The sequence below is a fragment of the Rhodopseudomonas palustris BisB18 genome (genome assembly GCF_000013745.1).
In the GTDB taxonomy this organism is placed as follows: domain Bacteria; phylum Pseudomonadota; class Alphaproteobacteria; order Rhizobiales; family Xanthobacteraceae; genus Rhodopseudomonas_A; species Rhodopseudomonas_A palustris_F.
Genome location: NC_007925.1, coordinates 3118537 through 3140634, shown reverse-complemented (window position 1 = coordinate 3140634; position 22098 = coordinate 3118537). Strand labels below are relative to the sequence as shown.

Below are 22098 nucleotides of genomic sequence, written 5' to 3'. Positions count from 1 at the left end.
TTCCCTCATTTTCGGACATCGGACGGCGGCACGCAATGATCGGGATCCTGATCTATCCGCGGTTTCAACTGCTCGACGCCGCCGGGCCGATCGCGGCGTTCGAGATCGCGGGCCGGTTGGCCCAGGCGCCCGCCCGCATCAAGCTGTTGGCGACGGAACCCGGCCCGGTGCGGAGTTCGTCGGGCGTCGAGATGCTGGCGCGCGGGCTGCGCGCCGCCTCCGCGATGCGGACGCTGATCATCGCCGGCGGCGAGGGGGTCGGCGTCGCAGCCTTGTGCCCGCGGACGCAGGCGTTCGTGCGCGCCGCGGCGCGGCGCGGCTGTCGGATCGCCAGCGTGTGTTCTGCGAGCTACCTGTTGGCGGAAGCCGGATTGCTCGACGGACGCCGCGCCACCACGCATTGGGGCCGCACTCAGGATTTCCTGCGCCGCTATCCCAAGGTCAGACTGCAGCCGGATCGGATTTTCGTGCGCGACGGCGAGATCTGGAGTTCGGCCGGCATCAGCGCCGGGATCGATCTGGCGTTGGCGATCATTGCCGAACAGTTCGGCGACAAAGTCGCGCAGGACACCGCGCGCCAGCTCGTAGTGTATCACCGCCGCGCCGGCGGCCAGTCGCAGTTCTCTTCGCTGCTGGAATTGCAGGCGCCGGACGGTCGGTTCGCTGCGCTGCTCGGTTGGGTGCGCGAACATCTCGACCAGACGCTCACCGTCGAGCTGTTGGCGCAGCGCGCCGGGATGAGCGCGCGGCATTTTTCGCGGGCCTTCATCGCCGCAACCGGATCGACGCCCGCCAAGGCGGTGGAGCGGTTGCGGATCGAAGTCGCCAGAAGCCGGGTGCAGGAGTCCCATGAGGCGATCGAGCAGGTCGCGCGCGGCACCGGCTTCGGCGATCCTGAGCGAATGCGGCGCGCCTTCGTCCGCGCCTTCGGCCAGCCGCCGCAGGCGTTGCGGCGGGCAGCGCGCGGCACCGGCGATGCGCGGCGCGCCGAGCTTGCGACATGAACGCCGCGCCGGCGGCTGGCTGGCGCCGCGACGCTCTGCTATGACGGCCGAAACCGCTGACCAAAGCCGATATGAACGGAAGCGCCGTTTGACGTCACCGCAGATGCTCGACGAGATTTTCCCCGGCGACGGTGAACTCAGCCGGTTGATGCGGAGCCATGACTGGTCCGCAACGCCGCTCGGCCCGCCGGAGACATGGCCGCAGGGGCTGAAGATCCCGCTGCGGATGATGCTGACGTCGCGGTTCGAGATGTGGCTCGGCTGGGGACCGGACTTGGCGTTCTTCTACAACGACGCCTATGTGCCGACGCTCGGCAGCAAACATCCGGCGGCGCTCGGCCGGCCGATGCGCGAGGTCTGGCGCGAGGTGTTCGAGGCGGTCAAGGACCGCGTACGATCGGTGATGGTCGACAACGTCGCGACCTGGGACAAGGCGCTGCTGTTGCTGCTCGAGCGCAACGGCTACCCGGAAGAAACCTATCACACCTTCTCCTACAGCCCGCTGCGCGGCGACACCGGCGTCACCGAAGGGCTGATGTGCGTGGTCAGCGAAGAAACCGAGCGGGTGATCAGCGAGCGCCGGCTGAATACGCTGCGGGCGCTGGCCGACGGCCTGCTCAACACCCGCACCGCCGAAGGCGTGATCAACGAAATTCGGGCGGCGGTGCTGCTCGACCGCAAGGATTTTCCGTTCGGTCTGGTCTATCTGCGCGACCACGCCGGAGGCTGGAGCGGACAACCGTGCAGCCTCGACGCGGGGGCGCTGCTGACGGTCGACTGGCCGCTGCACGGCTTCGAAGGCGGCGCCAGCGCCAGGCGGGTGCCGCTGGCTCCGCTGGGATTGGCGCTGCCGTGCGGCGCCTGGGACCGGCCGCCCGGCGACGCGCTGGTGCTGCCGATCGCGCATGGCTCCGGCGAGTCGTTCGGGGCCTTGGTGCTCGGTCTCAATCCGTATCGGCCGCACGATCCGGACATCGTCGGCTTCGCCCAGCTGTTGGCCGGGCAGATTTCCGGCGCCCTCGCCAACGTGGAAGCGCTGAAATCCGAGATCCGCCGCGCCGACCGCATCTGGATCAATTCGCGCGATCTGCTGGTGGTGGTGGACGCCGACGGCATCTTCCAATCGGTCAGCCCGTCCTGGACGCGAATCCTCGGCTACGCCCCGGACGAGGTGGTCGGCCGCAGCTTTCGCCACTTCATCCATCCCGACGACCTGGCATTGGCGACCGGCGGACTGGAGACCGCCACCCAGGCGATCGATCTGACGGCGTTCGAGATCCGTCAGCTCAGCAACACCGGCGAGGTGGTCTGGGTCTCTTGGAACACCAAGCTGGAAGGCCGATTCGTCTACGCCTATGGCCGCGATATCACCGCGGAGAAGACCCAGGCGGCCGCGCTGCTGGTTGCCGAAGACCAGCTTCGGCAATCCCAAAAAATGGAAGCCATCGGCCAGTTGACCGGGGGCATCGCTCACGATTTCAACAATATGCTGGCCGTTGTTATCGGCTCACTGGAGCTGCTCGATCGCAAGATCGGCGACCCCAGCGCCGCCGTCCGCCGCTATATCGACGCCGCGATGGACGGCGCCAAGCGATCCGCAGCCCTGACCCAGCGGCTGCTGGCGTTCTCCCGGCGACAGCCGTTGAAACCGGAGATCCTCGATGCCAACCGGCTGGTCGCCGAGACCTCGGAGATTTTGCGGCATTCGATCGGCGGCAATGTGCGGCTGGAAACCGTGCTGGCCGGCGGGCTCTGGCGGGTGCACGCCGACCCCAACCAGCTCGCCAGCGCGCTGCTCAATCTGGCGGTCAACGCCCGCGACGCCATGGACGGCGGCGGCCGGCTGACCATCGAGACCCAAAACGCGCATCTCGACGACGCCTATGCGCAGGCGAATTTCGGCGTCTGCGCAGGTCAGTACGTGATGATCGCGATGACCGATACCGGCACCGGCATGGCGCCGGAGGTGATCGCCCGGGCGTTCGATCCGTTCTTCACCACCAAGGAAGTCGGCAAGGGAACCGGGCTCGGCCTCAGTCAGGTCTACGGCTTCATCAAGCAGTCCAGCGGCCATGTGAAGATCTATTCCGAGCCGGGCGAGGGCACCACGGTCAAGATCTACCTGCCGCGGATGTTCAACGCGATCGACGAATTCGTACCGCGCCTCGCCAGCACCGCGGATCCCGCCGGCAGCTTCGGCGAATTGATCCTGGTGGTCGAGGACGAGCCGGCGATGCGGCAATTCAGCATCGAAGCGCTGGGCACGCTCGGTTACCGGGTGTGCGAAGCCGAGGGCGCGGCGACGGCGCTGGCGCTGCTCGATGCCCACCCGGACATTGCGCTGTTGTTCACCGACATCATCATGCCGGACGTCAACGGCCGCCAACTCGCCGACGAGGCTTGCCGTCGACGGCCTGATTTGAAGGTGCTGTACACCACCGGCTACACCCGCAACGCGGTGGTGCATAATGGCGTGGTCGATCCCGGCGTTCAATTGATCAGCAAGCCGTTCACCATCGATCAACTCGCGGAAAAGCTCCGCGAGGTGTTGGACAGGTGAGCGAGCGTTTCAAGCGCCCGCTGTCGTCTAGAGACTTTACGGTTTGGATTGAATCATCCAACCACAACGTCGTCGTCATTCCGGATTGCGAGTTCGAAGAACGAGCAAGTCCGGAATCCATACTCCCTGCGGTGGTTATGGATTCCGGGTTCACTCGCAGCGAAGCTGCTCGTGCCCCGGAATGACGGCCCGGGACTCTTGAACCGCATCAATCCTAACCGAAAATGCTCTAATCGTACGGATCGTTCCAATCCGACCGGCTGTAGACGCGGCGCGAGCGGTTCAGCGGGATCAGCTGCTCCTCACGGCGGCCGTCGGCATATTCGATGACGCGCAACGTCATCAGCACCGGCCGGTTCGCGTTGCGGGCTTGCCGCGCCTTGCGGCGCGACACCGCGGTCTTCGCCGGCTTGACGCCGGTCGCCGCGTTCTGCGCTGGCGGCGGCATCGCGGCTGACGCCGCAGCGGATTCGGCCGCTGGCTCCGGCGGCACCGCGGCGGCCATCGCAGCCTCCGAGGGGTGCCGTTCGGCCATCGCGGGGGCGACCGTAATGGCGGCTGCGGAGGGCACCACGGCGTCGGCAGCGGGGGCGCTCTGCGGCACCGCGTTAGGCGGGGCGGTGGCGGTCGGCTTGGTCACATCCGACGACGCCGCGGCGCTTGCTGCGAGGTCGTCGGACGGGCTCGGGCCCGAACGGACGGCCTGCGCCGTGCGCGACTCGCCGGACTTCTTCGACGGGCTTTTGTTCGACGGGCTCTTGCCGGGCCGGGACTGCGCGGTGCTGACCTCGGGCGTCGGATGGCTCAGCAGGTACAGACCGCTGGCGCCGCCGCCGATCAGCAGGGCCAGCGCGACCAGGTAAGCAAACAACGCGGGCATGGCGAGGCCTCGACAAGGACCCATGCCAACGTCGATCGCCATGTTCTGTTCCGCCGCGTCGCGGCCTCCGCTGGAATGCGCTCGTCCCGCCCTTTCCCCGCCGTATTCGCCGTGTTAACCGAAAGTCCCGCGAGCGGCCCATTCGTACACGTGCCTGGCTGTATGTGCCTGGCTGTACAATGTCGCGAGCCCGATTCGTCGATTAGAGCCGCGCGATATGTTTCGAACCTTTGGCATGGCTGGTCTTGCAGCGTTGTTGGTCGCCCCGTTGATCGCGGTGGCGCCGCCGGCGCAGGCGCAGATCGGCAACATCTTTTCCGATCCGCCGCCGCGGCCGCCCGGAAGTGTGCCGCGCGGCGGACCCTACGACGACGAGGAAGAGGTGCCCGACCTGCCGCAGCAGGGCCGGCTGTTGCCGACCCCGAACCGGCCGCTGCCGGGGCAGGGCGCGCCGCCGCCCGGACCGGTGCAGTCGCAGCCGCTGCCGCCGCCGCCCGGCACCACCGTGATCCCGCAAAACCCGCCGGCCAGCGCCGCGGTGCCGCCTGCGCAGCCGTCTCCGGGTGTTGCCGCGGCCCCTCCGGCCGCCAATCCGTTGCCGGGGCAAGCGCCGGGACAGCGTCCTGCGCCCAAGACCGCGCCGCCGTCGCCGGCGACGCTGCAGCCCGGCGACGAGGTGGTCACCGAGCCGCCGGCGCAGAAGATCGTCAACAAGAAGGCGAGCTTCTCCGGGCTCGACAAGATCACCGGGCGGATCATCAATTTCGACGCCGACATCGGCGAAACGGTGCAGTTCGGCGCGCTGCGGGTGAAGACCGACGCCTGCTACACCCGCCCGGCGACCGAAGCCGCCAACACCGACGCCTTCGTCGAAGTCGACGAGATCACGCTGCAGGGCGAGGTGAAACGGATCTTTTCCGGCTGGATGTTCGCGGCGAGCCCGGGGCTGCACGGCGTCGAGCACCCGATCTACGATATCTGGCTGACCGACTGCAAAGGCCCGGAGACCACCGTGGTGGCGGCACAGCCCGACGCCAAGCCGGTGGCGGCCCAGCCGGCGCAGAAACGCGCCGCGCCGAGACAGCCGCGTCCGCTGCCGCCGCCGCAGGTGTTTCCCTACAACCCGCTGCCGCCGTACCGGCAGTAGGCGCAAAGGTCGATCGCACTCTGAGTCGTCATCCTGAGGTGCCCGAGCGCAGCGAGGGCCTCGAAGGATGCGGCTCCGAAGCGTCGCGCCGCCCCAAGTGCGCAGCCCATCCTTCGAGACGCCCGGCTCCGCTGCGCTTTGCCGGGCTCCTCAGGATGACGCCGAGCGAGTTTGAGCGTTGGGGAAATCTAACCTCATCCGCGCCCCAAGCCCTCGCGCCCGGAGATGATCGCCAGCGCCCGGGTGCCGGCGATCGGCTGTTCGGTCGGCAGCCGGGCGAAATCCGCCGCGCCGGTGATGGCGACATCCAGCATCGCCCGGTAGCGTCGCCGCGGCACCTCGGTGGCGCCGAACGTGCGCAGATGCTCGGTGACGAACTGGGTGTCGAGCAGCACGAAGCCGCCTTCGATCAGCCGCGCCACCAGATGCACCAGCGCCACCTTGGAGGCGTCGCGGGCGCGGTGGAACATGCTTTCGCCGAAGAACGCGCGGCCGAGATTGACCCCGTACAGCCCGCCGACCAGATCGTCGTTCTGCCAGACTTCGACGCTATGGCAGTGTCCGAGCTGATACAGCCCGATATAGAGCTCGCGGATCCGCCGGTTGATCCAGGTATCTTCGCGGCCGGGCTGCGGCGCCGCGCAGCCGTCGATCACCTGTTTGAAAGCCCGATCGACGCTGACGGTAAACACATCCGAGCGCACCGTGCGCGCCAGCCGCGACGCCACCTTGAAGCCGTCGAGCGGGATGATGCCGCGCCGCTCCGGTTCGACCCAGAACAGCGTCGGATCGTCGACGCTTTCGGCCATCGGAAAGATGCCGCAGGCATAAGCGCGCAGCAGCACTTCGGGCGTGATGTCGGATGATGCGGAGTCGCGGCCGGTCATGCGCCATCTTAGCAGACCAAAGCGCCGACGGCATGGGGAGAAGCTAGTCGGTCGCAACCAGCTTTCATTTTAATAGTACGTTCGTCGCAAACGGCTGGAGAACAGAAGATTCCACTTTTCAACCATCCTGGGTTGTGAAACGATACTAGTCGTTAGCTTTGGCGCGAGTAGTTGTTGTTATTTTGCTTCAACCGCAATCCCTAACAATTTGGAACGATGGCATTTGTCGTGAGGCGATACGGACTCGACGCAGCATTTCAGGTCAGGTCCCAGTCTTTTTCGCTGGGCCGCGGCAACAATCCTCTATCTTTAGTATCTGCTCTTCTTGGGATGTTGTTTTTTTGCATGAGTCTCGGGGCGGCCTTTGCCGAAGATGCCAAGGACAGGCTTCCGCTTGCAAAGGACCACCTCGGAGATCGATCCCGCGAAGATGTATTCAAGGCAATCGAGCAACAGCAACGGGAGCGCGAGCAACAAGATGCCGAGCGCGGAACGCGCGAAGCCGAAGTCAGGCGGATGCTAAAAGAAATCCGCGAACGATTGTTCGATATCGAGTTGTTTTTCGCCCAACGGAAGGACGGTGCACGTCCAATCGATTGCAAGACTGTATCAACGCAAACGGCTGATCTGCAAGCTCGGATCAAGGACGCGGAGGAGCTCCAAACGCGCGCGTCGGCAGCTTGCCGCGGCGGTGCAGCGAACGGGGCGCAAGCGCGGGCATTCTGCTCAAACCAAGAAGCAATGCTTCAAGCCGAGGTTCTGAAGTTAAAGGAACAGAGCAGCGCGCTGTCGGCGGAGTGTTCCCATTAGTTAGTTGACAGGCAGCCGATTTCAAATTCGAAGAATTGGGATTGCCATTGACATGACGTGCAGGTTTCGAACGGCCAGAATACTGATGACCAGCATCGTCGTCTGGAGCATCGTTGAGATTGACGATGCGCAATCGGGCTCGGGTGCTGCAGCTAATGCCGACACGTCCGCCGTGGCATCCCCGTTTCAAGATAAGACCAGCAAACTCCGAGCTGTCGAAAGGACGATGACCGAGTTGAGGGCCGCGATAGAAAGCTACCGGAACGACATCGCGGATTTCAATGCGGTCGTCGCCCTTTGGGAGGTTATGCGAAAACAGTTCCAGGCGTTCGAAGCGGCCGCAACGCATGCCCAAAAAAGTTGTGGCGAATATAGAGAAGAATTGAAGGAATTCCAAAAAACGTATCCCAACCAAGTGGCGCGCTTTTCAGCGATCATTCGGGAATGCCAGGGTGTTCTCGATCAGTCTGACACATTGATTTCGGAGTACGAGAAATCATTGGAGTACATTCGGCGAGACGTGCAGCATGTGAAGAATATCTCCAGCTTCACAGGGAAGAGCTACGATAAGTCCGAGGCCGCGCTGAAAGCGAAAGAAGCTGAGAAGCAATTATTAGACGGAATTAACAAGCTCCCGGGCATGTCAGGATTTACCAAAGCTATGCCGGATTTCAAAGGCTTCTGATGTCGTGATCATGATGTTTCAAGGCCGATATCGATCGATCCGTCTATCATTCTGGTATGTGACTGGCCGTCGCATTGTCTTGCGTATCACGTTATTCGCAGCGTTTTTGGTGGTGAATACTCCACTTTCTGCGATTGCCTCTGACTTTCGCGAGCTCGATGCGGCGTTCAGCAAGTCTGTTCGCCTCTCCAGTTCTGACAGATCTTATTACGAAGATAGGCTAAAAGAGTTAGCGAGTACGTACGGACTCTTGGCTGAGTCAACTCTGTTTCCCGGGTTGAATGTCCGTCAGACGATTGCGCAAGCACTCGATCAAATTGCCAAGTCGTCCTTCGGGCGGCTCGTCAATGAGGGAAGCCCGCCCCATCCCGACGCATTGCAAGATCTTAGCAATCTGCTGTCGACATTGCGTACGCTCGAAGAAACCGAAGCGAAGTCGGGACCGTTGAATGATGTAATGAGCATCAGAGAGCGGGTGTTTTCCACTTTCGTTGACCCGTTGGTCGCGAGACCCGGACGAAAGGATCTGAAAGCCCTAGCTGATCCGCTTGATGGTATCCTCCTGGTTCAGTTTCTGGGCGAGACTGCGGAAGGCGGCATTCGCGTTCTTGACCTTTATGCACGACCGGAGATCGCTGGTCTCAGCTGGTCGCTGAAGACCTTCACTGCTCCGTTTGATTCGCTAAAACGCACCGCCGATAGAGCGTACTTCGCTGATTATCCTCCTCGACAAGATGGCAAGCTTGCCCTCTATATCGACGTCGGGCCATTTGGAAAGCGATTACGAAAAGGCCTTTTCTCCAGAATTTCCGAGCTTCAGCGCGCTAATCTTGTCGTTATTCTCGATGACAGCTCTGCCCGTTTGGACGCCTGCGTTGAAACCGTAATCGAGCGAACGAGACGATCAGTGCTTGAGGATCGCGCCAAAGAGGGGCGTGAAAGTTCGGGACGAATTGCGGAGCGGTTACGCGCGGAGACGAGCCCTGATCCTGACGGAACGTCGCCGACAGCCGAAGAAACGGCTGCAATTCGCCAGCAATGCCAGGTGCGACTGCAAAGATCGGCACTGGACAATCGCGTCGTGCTGTTCGATCCGAAGCGGAATCTCGAGGTGACGAGCTTTCAAAGCACGCCGAATTCATCAAGTGAATTGGAGGCGCTTCTCGTGAAAGCGCAATACGCGGTGAAGCGGTGGCCGTAACTCTCCCAAAACGAGCACTGGCCTTCGCGGCCGCATTGCTGCCGTTGCTCGGTTGCGCGTCAGTTTCCCGGGAACCGCGCGTCAACGAGTTGGGTGTCGAACTTCATTCGATCTCGCGGGACGAAGGGCTGGGCATGTCGCTCGCAGCTTGCACAGCTGGCGGGCAGCTCGATCGGTACGTCGATAATGCGAGAGCCGGCGCCAATTCCTGGTACGAGGTAGTGCGAACGATCGATCAATGCAATATTGACGCCGCTCGATACTATACCAGTCCAGAAACGATGTCGCGGATTATCGTCCCGTTGGACACGTTGGTGCGTGTGGGAACGCCAGATTGTCGCGATAACGCCTCGGTGTTGCGGCAGCGAATTCTAGCAACAAACCGCGAGATAGTCGGTTTGGTTGGCGCCTTGACGTCATTGTGCCAGACGACGGACTCGCTTTCAGATATGGGGCTGCAAAAGCGGAGACTGCGCCAGCAGCGCGCGGATATTTGCCGGCGAATTGGCCGCGCCTTAGGTGGCTCAAGCGGAGACGGATGTCGAAGTGATTAGCTGGGTTGTATCATTGGCAGCGGCATTTGTGATCGCCATCGGAGCGGCGTTTTATATATGGGGTGAGCGCCGCAAGAGTATCGCGGCATTTCTGGTATCTCCACTGCTGGTGTTTGGTACAAACTTGAATGGAAGTCTGGAATTGATGGGGAAGATTCCGGCCGCGCTTGGGTGGTTTCGAGAAATGACGGGCAACGGAGATGCGGCTAGTCCATCGCCCCAGGCGACCAAGCCGAATCTGGGCGGCTCCGATCCGCCTCAAATCATTCAGCGAGAGCGGTGGGGTCCGCTGGATCGATCCGCCTGCGAGAGTGATCCGATCATCGGACCCGCGGGGGATAGGAAAACGCTCGACTTTTCGCGGTCGAATCTCATCAAGTGCTTGGACCGAATGGATTGCGGGCAAGTCGCGGCGAGTGTGTGCGCGCAAGCGAGGGGGCCGGTTGATATAGCGGAATGCTCGCGACAGTCACTTGGCTCGCTTCCGAATAGCGACCGCCGCGAATTGGCGGTTCAGTTTGAGGAGCGCCAGTGTTTTCGCGAAGCACTTATTTGGATTCTTGGCTCACGCAGTGGCGATTTGAAGCCGTGGCTTGCGCGTTGGAAGAGAAATGTCTGTGCTGCCGGCCGTGAGGATCTATTAGATGATGCCAATACACAGCAGATGTTCTCTGTCTTCGGAATTTCCAACCCATCCTACGATCGCGAAATTCCGTGGAGAACATGCGTCGCATTATAGGTGGGGAGGGTGGAGGATGGGCAGGCTGGTTTGGATGGCGCCTTTGATTGTTGCCGCGGGGTGTACAGCCGATCCATATACCCGGGAGCAGAAAGTCTCGGAAACGGTTCAGCAGGGGGGGATTGCAGCGGCACAGTGCGGCGGATTGTCATTTGTCAGCAATCTGTTGGGCGGTCGTTCCGGTGGAGATTCGGTCGCCGAGGCTGGGAAGGCCGCTGTCGTGTGTGGCGTTGCAGGGGCCGTCGTTGGCGCTCAACTCGACGCTTATGAACAGCAGTTGTTGAATGAATTGCAAGTCGCGGGCGTCAAGATGAACGTGCAGCAGGATGCGCGCATACTCGAAATGGAGGAGCCGATTTTGTTCTCAAGGGCGGACGCCAGGTTATCGTCGACATCTGCAAATAGGCTTATCGCTGTCGGAAAGATCTTTCAGAAATTCAATCAGAGGCAGGTGGATATCATCGGACATTCGGCTTCCGATGAAGCGGACGAGGTTGCGCTAGCCAGGGCCAAAGTAGTCACCTCGCGGTTGAAAGAGATGACGGGCGGTCGACTTCCATTACGAATGAGAAGTAAGGGGTCGAGCGAACCTGTTGGTGACAACAGAACGGAGACTGGAAGGGATCGAAATCGCCGGGTTACAATATTTGTGGCGCTCCATGCTTCGTCTTAAGAGTAGTGATCGGGTCATGTGTTCGACGAGAGTCAGCGCGTCTTGTAAAATCGACAGTCATCCGCGCCCCAAGCCCTCGCGCCCGGAGATGATCGCCAGCGCCCGGGTGCCGGCGATCGGCTGTTCGGTCGGCAGCCGGGCGAAATCCGCCGCGCCGGTGATGGCGACATCCAGCATCGCCCGGTAGCGTCGCCGCGGCACCTCGGTGGCGCCGAACGTGCGCAGATGCTCGGTGACGAATTGGGTGTCGAGCAGCACGAAGCCGCCTTCGATCAGCCGCGCCACCAGATGCACCAGCGCCACCTTGGAGGCGTCGCGGGCGCGGTGGAACATGCTTTCGCCGAAGAACGCGCGGCCGAGATTGACCCCGTACAGCCCGCCGACCAGATCGTCGTTCTGCCAGACTTCGACGCTATGGCAGTGTCCGAGCTGATACAGCCCGATATAGAGCTCGCGGATCCGCCGGTTGATCCAGGTATCTTCGCGGCCGGGCTGCGGCGCCGCGCAGCCGTCGATCACCTGTTTGAAAGCCCGATCGACGCTGACGGTAAACACATCCGAGCGCACCGTGCGCGCCAGCCGCGACGCCACCTTGAAGCCGTCGAGCGGGATGATGCCGCGCCGCTCCGGTTCGACCCAGAACAGCGTCGGATCGTCGACGCTTTCGGCCATCGGAAAGATGCCGCAGGCATAAGCGCGCAGCAGCACTTCGGGCGTGATGTCGGATGATGCGGAGTCGCGGCCGGTCATGCGCCATCTTAGCAGGCCAAAGCGCCCGCCGCGACTGCCGGCAAGCGCCGCGACTCCGAGTTCCGCGCGGATTGTGCCAGATATCGGGCGTTGGAATCGAACCGATCGATGCTAGCGTCCAGCTAACAATCAGGCGGAGGTTACGATGGCGGCAGCAGCAGCGCTTCCCGACCCGGCCGTGTTCCATTTCGTCGCCATCAAGCCGACGCATTACGACGATGACGGCTATCCGATCCAGTGGGTCAGATCCGCGATTCCCTCCAACACCTTGGCCTGCCTCAACGGTCTCGCCGAGGACGTTCGTCGCCGCAACGTGCTTGGACCCGACGTCGATTTCCGCATCCACACCTATGACGAGACCAACCGCCGCGTCCGCCCCGAACAGATCATCGCGATGATCCGCCGCGACGGCGGTCGCGCCATGATCGGCCTGGTCGGGGTGCAGTCCAATCAGTTTCCGCGTGCGGTGGATTTGGCGCGGCCGTTTCTCGCCGTCGGTCTGCAAGTCTGTATCGGCGGTTTCCATGTGTCCGGCTGTATCGCGATGTTGCCGGAGCTTCCGGCCGACATCCGCGCCGCGCAGGCCATGGGCATTTCGCTGTTCGCCGGCGAGGCCGAGGACAAGCGGCTCGACGAGGTGGTGCGCGACGCCTGGGCCGGCCGACTCAAGCCTTTGTACAACTACATGGACGACCTGCCGTCGTTGCAGGGCGAGCCGGCCGCGATCCTGCCGCGCGAGCACGTGCGGCGCACCTCGGGCTCGCTGTCGTCGATCGATCTCGGCCGCGGCTGCCCGTATCAATGTTCGTTCTGCACCATCATCAACGTGCAGGGCCGCAAGAGCCGGTTTCGCTCCGCCGACGATCTGGAGCGCGTGGTGCGCGACAACTACGCGCAGGGCATCGGGCGGTTCTTCATCACCGACGACAATTTCGCCCGCAACAAGCATTGGGAAGAATTGCTCGACCGGCTGATCGCGATCCGCGAAGGTGAGGGGCTCAACATCGGCTTCACGATTCAGGTGGACACGCTATGCCACAAGATCCCGAACTTCATCGAAAAGGCCGCAAGGGCCGGGGTGCGCCGGGTGTTCATCGGGCTGGAGAACATCAATCCGGATAATCTATTGGCCGCCAACAAGCGGCAGAACAAGATCACCGAATACCGGGTGATGCTGCAGAAATGGCGCGCGCACGGCGCTTTGACCTATGCCGGCTACATCATCGGCTTTCCCGGCGACACCAAGGAATCGATCAAGCGCGACGTCGAGATCATCAAGCGCGAACTGCCGCTCGACATTCTGGAGTTTTTCTTCCTGACGCCGCTGCCGGGCTCCGAGGACCACAAGCTGGCCTCCGCCAGAGGCGACTGGATGGACGGCGACATGAACAAATACGACCTCAACCACCGCGTCGCGCATCATCCGAAGATGTCCGACAAAGAATGGGAGGAGGCCTACAAGACGGCGTGGGAGACTTACTACACGCCGGAGCATATCCGCACCATCCTGCAGCGCACCGCCGCCAACAAACTCGGCCGGCTCTCCACCACGCTGACCACCATCCTATGGTTCACCCTGGCCTATTCGTACGAAGGCGTGCATCCCTTGGAAGCCGGCGCGTTCCGGCTGAAATTCCGCAGCGACCGCCGCTTCGGTCTGCCGCGGGAAAGCCCGCTGCTGTTCTATCCGAAATATGTCGGCGGCACCGCGGTGAAGCTCGTGCAATATCTGTCGTTGTATCTGAAGACCAAGGCGATGGTGAAACAGATCGCGCGGTCGCCGCAGCGCTACGACTACACGGATCTGGCGATCGCGCCGCCGCGCGACGACGAATTCGAGGCGCTCGATCTGTATCACGAGACCAACGGCGGCGAGGGCGCGCTGGCCCGCAAACGCCGCGACGACGAGATCCGCGACAAAGCAGCGGCGCCGGTGCCGGTCAGCATCGCGCGGGCGTCGTAGCCAGCACGCTGAAATGGCCCGAGCGCCCGTGTCCCGGACGCGGTGCAGCGCGCTTGCGTTGCTCCGCGAGCCGGGACCGTCTCAAAGGCAGCGTTGCGTAATGGCCCCGGATCTACAGCGCACCACGCCGCGAAGTGCGGCGCGTTGCGCTGCGTCCGGGCACGAGAGTTGAGATGGAAGCAATAAGAAACCGGGTTAGGGCCGCGCTATCCGCGCAGCGCGATCCAGATCAGATGCCGCGCGCCGCCGCGCTTGCCCATCGCCCGCACCGGGACCTCCTCGACGGCAAAGCCGGCCTGCCGCAGCCGGCGGCTGAACGACGGATCTGGCCCCGACGACCACACCGCCAGCACGCCGCCGGCGCGCAATGCCTGATGCGCGGCGCGCAGGCCGATTGCGTCGTACAGCGCGTCGTTGCCGGCGCGCGACAGCCCGTCGGGGCCGTTATCGACGTCGAGCAGGATGGCGTCGTAGCGCGCCTTGCCGGCGCGGATCGGCGCGCCGACGTCGCCATCGATAATGGCGAGCCGTGGATCCGCCATGCTGTCACCGAACACTTCGGCCATCGCGCCGCGCGCCCAGGCGACCACCGCCGGCACCAGTTCGGCGACTTCGATCGCGGCGTCCGGGCCCGACGCGGCGAGCGCGGCGCGCAGCGTGAAGCCCATGCCGAGCCCGCCGATCAGGATCCGCGGCGCGCTTTGCGATGTCGTCGTGCGCTGCGCGAGGCGGGCGAAAGCCAGCGTCGCCAGCGCCTGTTCGGAGCCGCCTTGCCGACTGTTCATCAGTTCGGTCTGGTCGAGCCGGATCGAGAATTCGCCGCCGCGGCGCAGCAGCCGCAATTCGCCGCCGCCGGGGACGCGCGTGGTGTCGAGCAAAGACCAGGGGATCACAAGGGCCGCGCCAATTCAGTGCGTCGCAGAGGCGAGGCTGGCGGCCGGCGCGCTGGTGGGGCGGAAGCGCAGCACGATGCGGGTGCCGGAATGGTTCGGGTCGCGCTCGACCGCGGCCTCCAATTTGCTGGCCATGGCGTTGACGATGCGTTGGCCCATCCCGGTGGAGTCCGGATTGACCTTGACGTTGAGGCCGACGCCATCGTCGGTGATCGACAATTCGAGAGCGTCGCCGGCGGCGTGCAACTCGACATGGATCGGCCCGGCGCCGTCCGGATAGGCGTATTTCACCGCGTTCATCACCAGCTCGTTGACGATGATGCCGATCGCCACCGCGCGGTCGGGGTCGATCTCGACGGCTTCCGACTTCAGCGTCAGCCGCGACATCCGGTTGCCTTCGGCCGAGCGCCGCAGATCCTCCAGCAGCGCCTCGAGATATTGATTGAGCAGCACGCTTTTCAGGTCGTGCGAGGTGTAAAGCCGACGGTGCACCTGCGCCACCGCGGCGACCCGGCCCATCGCGTTGGTCAGCGCCGCCTTGACGTCGGCCTGTTTGCTCGACGAGGCCTGCAGATGCAGCAACGAGGCGATGATCTGCAGCGAGTTGCCGACCCGGTGGTTGACCTCGCGCAGCAGCACCTCGCGCTCGGCGGCCAGCGCCGCGTAGCGGTCGCGCGAGGCGTGCACTTCGGCGACCGCGTCGTCGCGCGCTTTGCGGATCCTCGCCTGCTTCAGCGCCTGCTCGGTGGCGACGTGCAGCAACGGCACGAAGTCGCCGAGGGTATCCTTCATCAGGTAGTCGGCGGCGCCGGCCTTCAGCGCGGTGACCGCGATGCTGGAATCTTGCGAAGCGGTGACGAACACCACCGGCGGCGGATTCGGGATGTTCTGGATCTGCTCCAGCGTCTCCAACCCGTCCAGGCCCGGCATGTATTGGTCCAGCGCCACGACGTCGATGCCGCCCTGCCGCAACCGCGCCAAACCGGCCTCGCCGCTGGAGGCGTGCACCACGCAATAGCCCTGCCGCTGCAGCCCGCGGGTCACCAGCCGGCCGAGCGCGTCGTCGTCGTCGATATACAGCAGCGTGGGGGCGGGCGTGGTCATGCGATGGTTTCAGGCACCTGGATCACGGAGAAGAACAGCCCGAGCTGGCGGATGGCGTTGGCGAAGCTCTCGTAATTGACCGGTTTGGTAATGTAGACATTACACCCAAGTTCGTAGCAGCGCTTGATTTCGTGGGCGTCGTCGGTGGTGGTCAGCACCACGACCGGGGTGCATTTGAGATGGTCGTTCTCCTTGACCCGGCGCAGAATATCGATGCCGGAGGTGTCCGGCAGGTTGAGGTCGAGCAGGATCAACAGCGCGCGGCCCTTGTGCTCGATGCCGCTGCCGTCGGCCCCGAACAGGTAATCCAGCGCGGCTGTCCCGTTGGTGAACGGAATAATTTCATTGTTGACGCCGGAGCGGCGGATGTTGCGCTCGATCAGCCGGGCGTGGCCCTCGTCGTCCTCGATCATGATGATGGTAACAGGCTTGCTCATGCTTGCGAATCCCGGTTGGCCGCCGACCATTTGGCCGGCAGGGTGATCGTAAACGTGCTGCCGGTGCCGAGCTCGGAGGACACCGTCATGGTTCCGCCGAGCCGTCGGACCAGGGCGCGGACGTGGGCCAGCCCGATTCCCTGTCCGGGACGATCCTGTGTACCTGCGCGGCGGAAAAGGTCAAAGATCCTCTGGTGATCTTTGGGGTCGATGCCGCGGCCATTGTCCGCGACTTCGAATATTGCAAAACCGAGCTTCTGGCGGCCCCGGATCCGGATGTCGCCAGGAATGCCTTTTCTCAGATATTTCAATGCGTTGTCGATCAGATTGGAGAAGATCTGCTCCAGCGCCAGGCGGTCGCTGACGATCTGCGGCAACGGTTCGATGCGGATCTCGGCCTCGGCCTCTGCCGCCTGATGCGCCACTGTGGAGACGATGCCCTCGATCAGCTCGCGGGTGTCGATCAGCACCGGCTTGAATTCGCGGCGGCCCTCGCGGGTCAGGTTGAGGATGGCGCTGATCAGCCGGTCCATTTTGGCGATCGAGGATTTGATGAAGCCGAGCGCTTCGGTGAAGTCCTGCGACAATTGCTGGTCGGCGGCGTCGAGTTTCGGCGCGGCGTCGTTGTCGGCGTTTTCCGGCATCGGGTCCGGCGATGCGGCGCGGCCGAGCGTGGCGATGCGGCGGAAGATGTCGGTGCGCAGCTCCTCGAGCTCGCTGGTGAAGCCCATGATGTTGACCAGCGGCGAGCGCAGATCGTGGCTGACGATGTAGGCGAAACGCTGGATTTCGTCGTTGGCCTCGCGCAGGTCGGCGGTGCGCTCCAGCACCGTGGATTCCAGGTTGAGATTGGTGTCGCGCAGCCTTGTTTCCGCCTCATCGCGTGCCGCGGCCGAGCGGCGCACCAGGAAGATGGAGATCGCCGCCAGTAGCAGCACCAGCGCGGAGCCGGAGGTGGTGACGATCGCCGCCAGCGCCTGGCTGCGGTCGGCAGCGATGGTGCGCTCGCGGAACAGCCGGTGTTCCTCGGCGCTCATCTCCTCCGACAGCACCCGGATCCGGTTCATGGTGTCGCGGCCGGTATTGACGCGGAGGATCTCGGTGGCTTCGTCGAGCTTGTTGGCGTGGCCGAGCTCCAGCACCCGGCGGAATTGCGCCAGCCGGGCCTCGGTCATCGCCATGATCTCGATCACCGCCTGCTGCTGGCTGGGATTGTCGCGGGTCTGCTCCTGCAATTTGCGCAGCAGCGGCAGGATCCCACCCGCCGATTCCTCGTAATCCTCAAGGAAACCGGGCTGCTGGGTCAACAGATAGCCGCGCTCGGCGCTCTCGGCGCGGCGCATCTGCAGCAGCGACAGCGAAATCTGGTTCTCGACCTCCAGGGTATGCGCCACCCAGGCGGCGTCCTCGCGCGCCCGTTGCAGCCAATACACCGAGGCGATGCTGATCACCACCAGCACCGCAAATGCGATGCCGAGCAGAACAATCTGCAGCAAAGAGCGCTGCCGCGCGCGGGCCTGTGTCACCACGCGGCACCCAAACCATCAAAACCGACGTTCAATCCATCCCCCGGCGGAACCCGCACAAAATCGAGCTACAACGTTACGCCCCGGCAAAAGTTCCGTCGCGCGTCGGCTGTCAGGGCTTTTTGGTGTCGCCCGCCGCCAGATAATGCTCCAGCCAATGGATATGGTAATCGCCGTCGATGATGCCGGGCTCCCGCACCAGCGCGCGGAACAACGGCAGCGTAGTTTCGATGCCGTCGACCACCATTTCGTCGAGCGCGCGGCGCAGCCGCATCAGGCATTCCGCCCGGGTCTTGCCGTGCACGATCAGCTTGCCGACCATCGAATCGTAATAGGGCGGAATCACATAGTCCTGGTAGGCGGCGGAATCGATCCGCACCCCGAGCCCGCCCGGCGGGTGGTAGCGCACGATCCGGCCCGGCGAGGGCCGGAAGGTCACCGGGTTCTCGGCATTGACCCGGCATTCGATGGCGTGGCCGTTGAGCACGATCTCGTCCTGGGTGCAGGGCAAGTCGCCGCCGGCGGCGACCCGGATTTGCTCCAGCACGAGGTCGATGCCGGTGATCATCTCGGTGACCGGATGCTCGACCTGGATTCGGGTGTTCATCTCGATGAAGTAGAACTCGCCGTCTTCGTAGAGGAATTCGATGGTGCCGACGCCGAGATACTGCATGTCCTGCATCGCCTTGGCGCAGGTCGCGCCGATCTTGGCGCGGGCCTCGGCGCTGAGCACCGGCGAGGGGCCTTCCTCCCAGACCTTCTGGTGGCGGCGCTGCAGCGAGCAGTCGCGCTCGCCGAGATGAATGGCGCCGCCGCGGCCGTCGCCGAGCACCTGGATCTCGATGTGGCGCGGCTTCTGCAGATATTTTTCCAGATAGACCGAGGCGTCGCCGAACGCCGACTTGGCCTCGTTGCCGGCGGTCGACAGCGCCAGCATCAGGTCGGCTTCGGTCTGCGCCACCTTCATGCCGCGGCCGCCGCCGCCCGAGGCGGCCTTGACCAGCACCGGAAACCCGATCGCCTTGGCGATCGCCATGGCGTCGTCCTCGGGGCCGACCGCGCCCTCGGAGCCCGGCACCACCGGAATGCCGAGCCGGCGCGCGGTCTTCTTGGCCTCGATCTTGTCGCCCATCAGTCGGATGTGTTCGGATTTCGGGCCGATGAAATGCAGATTGTGCTCGGCCAGGATCTCGGCGAAGCGGGCGTTCTCCGACAGAAAGCCGTAGCCGGGATGCACCGCGTCGGCGCCGGTGATCTCGCAGGCGGCGAGCAGCGCCGGGATGTTGAGGTAGCTGTCCTTGGACGGCGGCGGCCCGATGCAGACGCTCTCGTCGGCGAGCCGGACATGCATGGCGTCGGCATCGGCGGTGGAGTGCACCGCGACGGTGGCGATGCCGAGCTCCTTGCAGGCCCGCAACACGCGCAGCGCGATCTCGCCGCGATTGGCTATCAGGATTTTGTCGAACATGGCTGTACCGAGCTGTGAGGGCGAAAGACGCGAATAGCGAGTGGCGAATAGCGAATGGAAAGCGCAGGGGGGGCGTCGCCGGCTTGGTCGGTGTCGTCCCTATTCGCTAGTCGCTACTCCCCATTCGCCCTTACTCTATGACGACCAACGGCTCGCCGAACTCGACCGGCTGGCCGTCTTCGACCAGGATCTGGGTCACGGTGCCGGCGCGCGGCGAGGGAATCTGGTTCATGGTCTTCATCGCCTCGATGATGAACAGCGTCTCGCCGGCGCGGACCTTGCTGCCGACCTCGACGAACGGCTTGGCGCCGGGCTCCGAGGCCCAATATACCGTGCCGACCATCGGCGAGGGCACCATGCCGGGGTGCTTGGCGACGTCGGTGACCGGCGCGGGACCGGCGGCGGCGGCCGCAGCGGCCGGAGCGTGGCCGGTCGGCACCGCGGCGGAAATCGTCACGGTGCGCGCCACCCGCACCCGCAGCCCGGCGCGCTCGATCTCGATCTCGGTGAGATTGGTCTCGTCGAGCAGCAGCGCGAGTTCGCGGATCAGCGCGTTGTCGTCAACCGCCTTGGGTGTCGCGGCGGCTTTGTCTTCAGGCGGGCGGGCCATATTCTCGATCCAAATTTTTGTGGTGATGGGGTGCGTCAGGCTTGCGCGCTGGCGCCGATTTTTGCGGCGAGGCCGCTGATGGCAAGGCGGTAGCCGTCGATGCCGAAGCCGCACAGGCTGGCAAACGCGGCTTTCGCGGTGAAGGAATGGTGGCGGAAGCTCTCGCGGGCGTGGATGTTGCTGACGTGGACCTCGACGGTCGGGATCCGCACCGCGACCAGCGCGTCGTGCAGCGCCACCGAGGTGTGGGAATAGCCGCCGGCGTTGAGGATGATGCCGACCGCCTTGCTGGCGTGGGCGTCGTGGATGAAATCGATCAACTCGCCCTCGCGGTTGGATTGCCGGCAGTCAGCCACCAACCCGAAGCGGGCCGCGGTCTCGGCGCACAGCCGCTCGACATCCGCCAGCGTCGCGTGGCCGTAAATCTCGGGTTCGCGCAAGCCGAGCAGATTGAGGTTCGGACCATTGAGGACATAGACTGTCTGAGGCATCACAATCCTAGTTTCGTCTGCGACCGGTCGCACGCACCGATGTACGATCGAGCTCCGTCAGGGCGCGCCACCGGCGCGGCTCTCTGGCGGACCTCTCCTTCGATGGGGCAACGAGAAATCAGATGTCTTGCGGCTTTTTTAGAGGTCCGCTGCTGAGCGCAAAGCCTGCGATCCGAGCGACGCACCGGTTTCCTGGCGGTTTATATGTAACCTTCCGCCGAAGGGAAAGCCTCCAGAGCCGATAAAGCCGCCGGATGAAGCTCTATCGGTTTGCCAGCACCGTTTGGCAAGCCGCGGAAACGACTGATTAACCATCGCTGGAGACGGTCGCGGCAGCGGCCCGGCCAGCCGGTCCTGCTTTGGTCTAACTATGAAAAAGGGGCGGCTTGGTGCCGCCCCTTGATCGCTGTTTGGCGGATCGCCGTCAGGCGTCGAGCACCGCGACGATCTCCAGGGTGCGCGGGTCGACCACCACGATCTCATCGCGCACCAGGAAGAATTGATAGCCGCGCCAATCCGGATAGACCGAGATGATTTCCGCCGGAAGCGGGTGGAAGCGGACCTCGCGCGGCACCCGCGTGCCGACCGAGATCGAGAAGTTGATGTTGGTGGCGGGCTCGATCCGCTGCTGCTTGATCACGGTGGTGATCTTGCTGCGCTGTTCGCCGGACAGCTTGGCGCCGGCGCCGGCCTGGCCGGTGGTGGCCGAGGAACGTCCGCTGTTGTTCTCGGCGTTACGGTTGCCGTCCTTGCCGCCCCTGTCGGCTTTGTCCGCCTTGTCGGCGCTCGTGCCTGACTTCTGACCCGGGCTGGAATCCTGGGCGCGCTGGCTGGTGCCGCCCGATGCGCCGGGCGCGGCGCGCTCGTTGGACTGCGTCGACTTCATGCCGTCGGGCGAGCCGCGGCTGGACTCCGCGCCTTGCGAACTTGGCTGGGCGCTGGAGCCGCCGGCCGCGCTCGGTGCGGCGGCGCCGCTCGAGCCGGCGGCGCTGCCGGGGCTGGCGTTCGGGCTCTGCGCGCTCGCGGCGCTGGTTCCGAATATCAATGCGGCGGTGGCGACGGATACTAGAAAACGTTTGCTCATCGAGTTCCTCCTCGCGTTTGCATCTGCCCGCCGATCAACCGAAGCGGCTGAATGATGTTCCGGCCCGCGGCAGTTTCCGGCGGGTTTGTTTTGTGAATACGAAATGAAGAGAAACCGCGCAGAGTGCCGCTCCAACGCAAAACGGGGCGGCTCGCTGCCGCCCCGTTCGCCCGGATAGCTGTCGGTCAGTGTCGCGCCGCGAGACAATCACTTCAGTAACGCCGCGCGGCGCTCGCGAACTGACTGAACTTACTTCTTGCTGCCGGTGCTCGGCGTGTCTTTGCTCATGCCGGAAGTTTCTCCCGTGCTGTTCGGCGCCATAGCGCCGCCTGGCTGCGACGCCGCCGTGCCGCTCGACGCGCCGCGGCTGGTCTCGGTGCCCTGGGAACTCGGCTGATTGCTGGAACTCGCGCGGGGCGCCGCCGTGGTGCTCGAGGACCCGGCGCTGCCAGGGGTGCCACTCGGGCTTTGCGCGTTGACGGCGCTGGTTCCAACGATCAGTGCGGCGGTGGCGACGGAAATCAGAAGACGTTTACTCATCTAGTTCCTCCTCGTTGTTTGCATCTGCCAGCAACAACTGGAGCGGCCGCATCATGTTCCTACCGCCGCGCAGGTTCCGCTGCGGTTAGTTT

Annotated in this window: 21 protein-coding genes; 9 read left to right on the top strand and 12 right to left on the bottom strand. The window is 63.9% G+C overall.

Annotated elements, in window-relative coordinates; genetic code table 11:
• Positions 1–35: 35 nt before the first annotated feature.
• Together RPC_RS14445 and RPC_RS14440 are read left to right on the top strand one after the other, a co-directional pair.
• Positions 36–1004, top strand: coding sequence for a GlxA family transcriptional regulator (locus RPC_RS14445; RefSeq protein WP_011473329.1), 969 nt, complete (start codon positions 36–38; stop codon positions 1002–1004).
• A gap of 103 nt (positions 1005–1107) precedes the next feature.
• Positions 1108–3564 (top strand): PAS domain-containing sensor histidine kinase, encoded by a 2457-nt coding sequence (locus tag RPC_RS14440; RefSeq protein WP_011473328.1) that lies wholly within the window; start codon positions 1108–1110, stop codon positions 3562–3564.
• A gap of 229 nt (positions 3565–3793) precedes the next feature.
• Here the strand turns inward: RPC_RS14440 and RPC_RS14435 are convergent, their stop codons facing one another.
• The gene (locus tag RPC_RS14435) at positions 3794–4444 is read right to left on the bottom strand and encodes a hypothetical protein (RefSeq protein ID WP_011473327.1); all 651 of its coding nucleotides are present in this window, start codon (positions 4442–4444) and stop codon (positions 3794–3796) included.
• Positions 4445–4661: 217 nt separating this feature from the next.
• On the opposite strand from RPC_RS14435, the gene RPC_RS14430 reads away from it, so the two are divergent.
• The gene (locus RPC_RS14430) at positions 4662–5591 is read left to right on the top strand and encodes a DUF2155 domain-containing protein (protein ID WP_011473326.1); all 930 of its coding nucleotides are present in this window, start codon (positions 4662–4664) and stop codon (positions 5589–5591) included.
• Between the two features lie 194 nt (positions 5592–5785).
• Here the strand turns inward: RPC_RS14430 and aat (RPC_RS14425) are convergent, their stop codons facing one another.
• A complete protein-coding gene (gene aat, locus RPC_RS14425) occupies positions 5786–6478 on the bottom strand; it encodes a leucyl/phenylalanyl-tRNA--protein transferase (RefSeq protein WP_011473319.1) in 693 nt (230 codons plus the stop codon).
• A gap of 216 nt (positions 6479–6694) precedes the next feature.
• Between aat (RPC_RS14425) and RPC_RS14420 the strand changes: the two genes are divergently transcribed.
• The 5 genes from RPC_RS14420 to RPC_RS14410 all read left to right on the top strand — a co-directional run bounded on the left by RPC_RS14420 (position 6695) and on the right by RPC_RS14410 (position 11140).
• Positions 6695–7288: a hypothetical protein gene (locus RPC_RS14420; RefSeq protein WP_011473325.1), complete on the top strand. Its 594-nt coding sequence runs from the start codon at positions 6695–6697 to the stop codon at positions 7286–7288.
• An 85-nt stretch (positions 7289–7373) separates the two neighbouring features.
• On the top strand, positions 7374–7973 hold the full coding sequence (locus RPC_RS14415; RefSeq protein ID WP_157043210.1) for a hypothetical protein: 600 nt from the start codon (positions 7374–7376) through the stop codon (positions 7971–7973).
• A gap of 4 nt (positions 7974–7977) precedes the next feature.
• Complete coding sequence (locus RPC_RS26240; RefSeq protein WP_011473323.1) at positions 7978–9174, top strand: hypothetical protein; 1197 nt, start codon at positions 7978–7980, stop codon at positions 9172–9174.
• Positions 9175–9720: 546 nt separating this feature from the next.
• Positions 9721–10467, top strand: a complete 747-nt coding sequence (locus RPC_RS26235) for a hypothetical protein (RefSeq protein ID WP_011473321.1) — start codon at positions 9721–9723, stop codon at positions 10465–10467.
• A 16-nt stretch (positions 10468–10483) separates the two neighbouring features.
• Positions 10484–11140 (top strand): OmpA family protein, encoded by a 657-nt coding sequence (locus RPC_RS14410; protein WP_011473320.1) that lies wholly within the window; start codon positions 10484–10486, stop codon positions 11138–11140.
• A gap of 57 nt (positions 11141–11197) precedes the next feature.
• On the opposite strand, the gene aat (RPC_RS14405) is transcribed toward RPC_RS14410, so the two are convergent.
• A complete protein-coding gene (gene aat, locus RPC_RS14405) occupies positions 11198–11890 on the bottom strand; it encodes a leucyl/phenylalanyl-tRNA--protein transferase (protein ID WP_011473319.1) in 693 nt (230 codons plus the stop codon).
• A 145-nt stretch (positions 11891–12035) separates the two neighbouring features.
• Between aat (RPC_RS14405) and RPC_RS14400 the strand changes: the two genes are divergently transcribed.
• The gene (locus tag RPC_RS14400; RefSeq protein WP_011473318.1) at positions 12036–13853 is read left to right on the top strand and encodes a B12-binding domain-containing radical SAM protein; all 1818 of its coding nucleotides are present in this window, start codon (positions 12036–12038) and stop codon (positions 13851–13853) included.
• A gap of 206 nt (positions 13854–14059) precedes the next feature.
• Here RPC_RS14400 and RPC_RS14395 read toward each other — a convergent pair whose 3' ends face one another.
• From RPC_RS14395 to RPC_RS26230, 9 genes are all read right to left on the bottom strand, one after another.
• Positions 14060–14746 (bottom strand): spermidine synthase, encoded by a 687-nt coding sequence (locus RPC_RS14395; RefSeq protein WP_041801839.1) that lies wholly within the window; start codon positions 14744–14746, stop codon positions 14060–14062.
• A 15-nt stretch (positions 14747–14761) separates the two neighbouring features.
• On the bottom strand, positions 14762–15850 hold the full coding sequence (locus RPC_RS14390; protein WP_011473316.1) for a response regulator: 1089 nt from the start codon (positions 15848–15850) through the stop codon (positions 14762–14764).
• Positions 15847–16287: a response regulator gene (locus tag RPC_RS14385; protein ID WP_011473315.1), complete on the bottom strand. Its 441-nt coding sequence runs from the start codon at positions 16285–16287 to the stop codon at positions 15847–15849. The genes RPC_RS14390 and RPC_RS14385 overlap by 4 nt, the downstream gene beginning before the upstream one ends.
• A complete protein-coding gene (locus RPC_RS14380; protein WP_041802865.1) occupies positions 16284–17813 on the bottom strand; it encodes a sensor histidine kinase in 1530 nt (509 codons plus the stop codon). Before RPC_RS14380 ends, RPC_RS14385 begins: the two co-directional genes overlap by 4 nt.
• 112 nt (positions 17814–17925) lie before the next feature.
• Positions 17926–19281, bottom strand: coding sequence for an acetyl-CoA carboxylase biotin carboxylase subunit (accC, locus tag RPC_RS14375; RefSeq protein WP_011473313.1), 1356 nt, complete (start codon positions 19279–19281; stop codon positions 17926–17928).
• Positions 19282–19411: 130 nt separating this feature from the next.
• Positions 19412–19891: an acetyl-CoA carboxylase biotin carboxyl carrier protein gene (gene accB, locus RPC_RS14370; protein ID WP_011473312.1), complete on the bottom strand. Its 480-nt coding sequence runs from the start codon at positions 19889–19891 to the stop codon at positions 19412–19414.
• Positions 19892–19926: 35 nt separating this feature from the next.
• Positions 19927–20382, bottom strand: a complete 456-nt coding sequence (aroQ, locus tag RPC_RS14365) for a type II 3-dehydroquinate dehydratase (RefSeq protein ID WP_011473311.1) — start codon at positions 20380–20382, stop codon at positions 19927–19929.
• Positions 20383–20806: 424 nt separating this feature from the next.
• Positions 20807–21466 carry a DUF1236 domain-containing protein gene (locus RPC_RS14360; RefSeq protein ID WP_011473310.1) on the bottom strand — a complete coding sequence of 220 codons (660 nt, stop codon included), beginning with the start codon at positions 21464–21466 and terminating at the stop codon, positions 20807–20809.
• 249 nt (positions 21467–21715) lie between these two features.
• Complete coding sequence (locus tag RPC_RS26230; RefSeq protein WP_011473309.1) at positions 21716–22006, bottom strand: hypothetical protein; 291 nt, start codon at positions 22004–22006, stop codon at positions 21716–21718.
• Between the last annotated feature and the right edge of the window lie 92 nt (positions 22007–22098).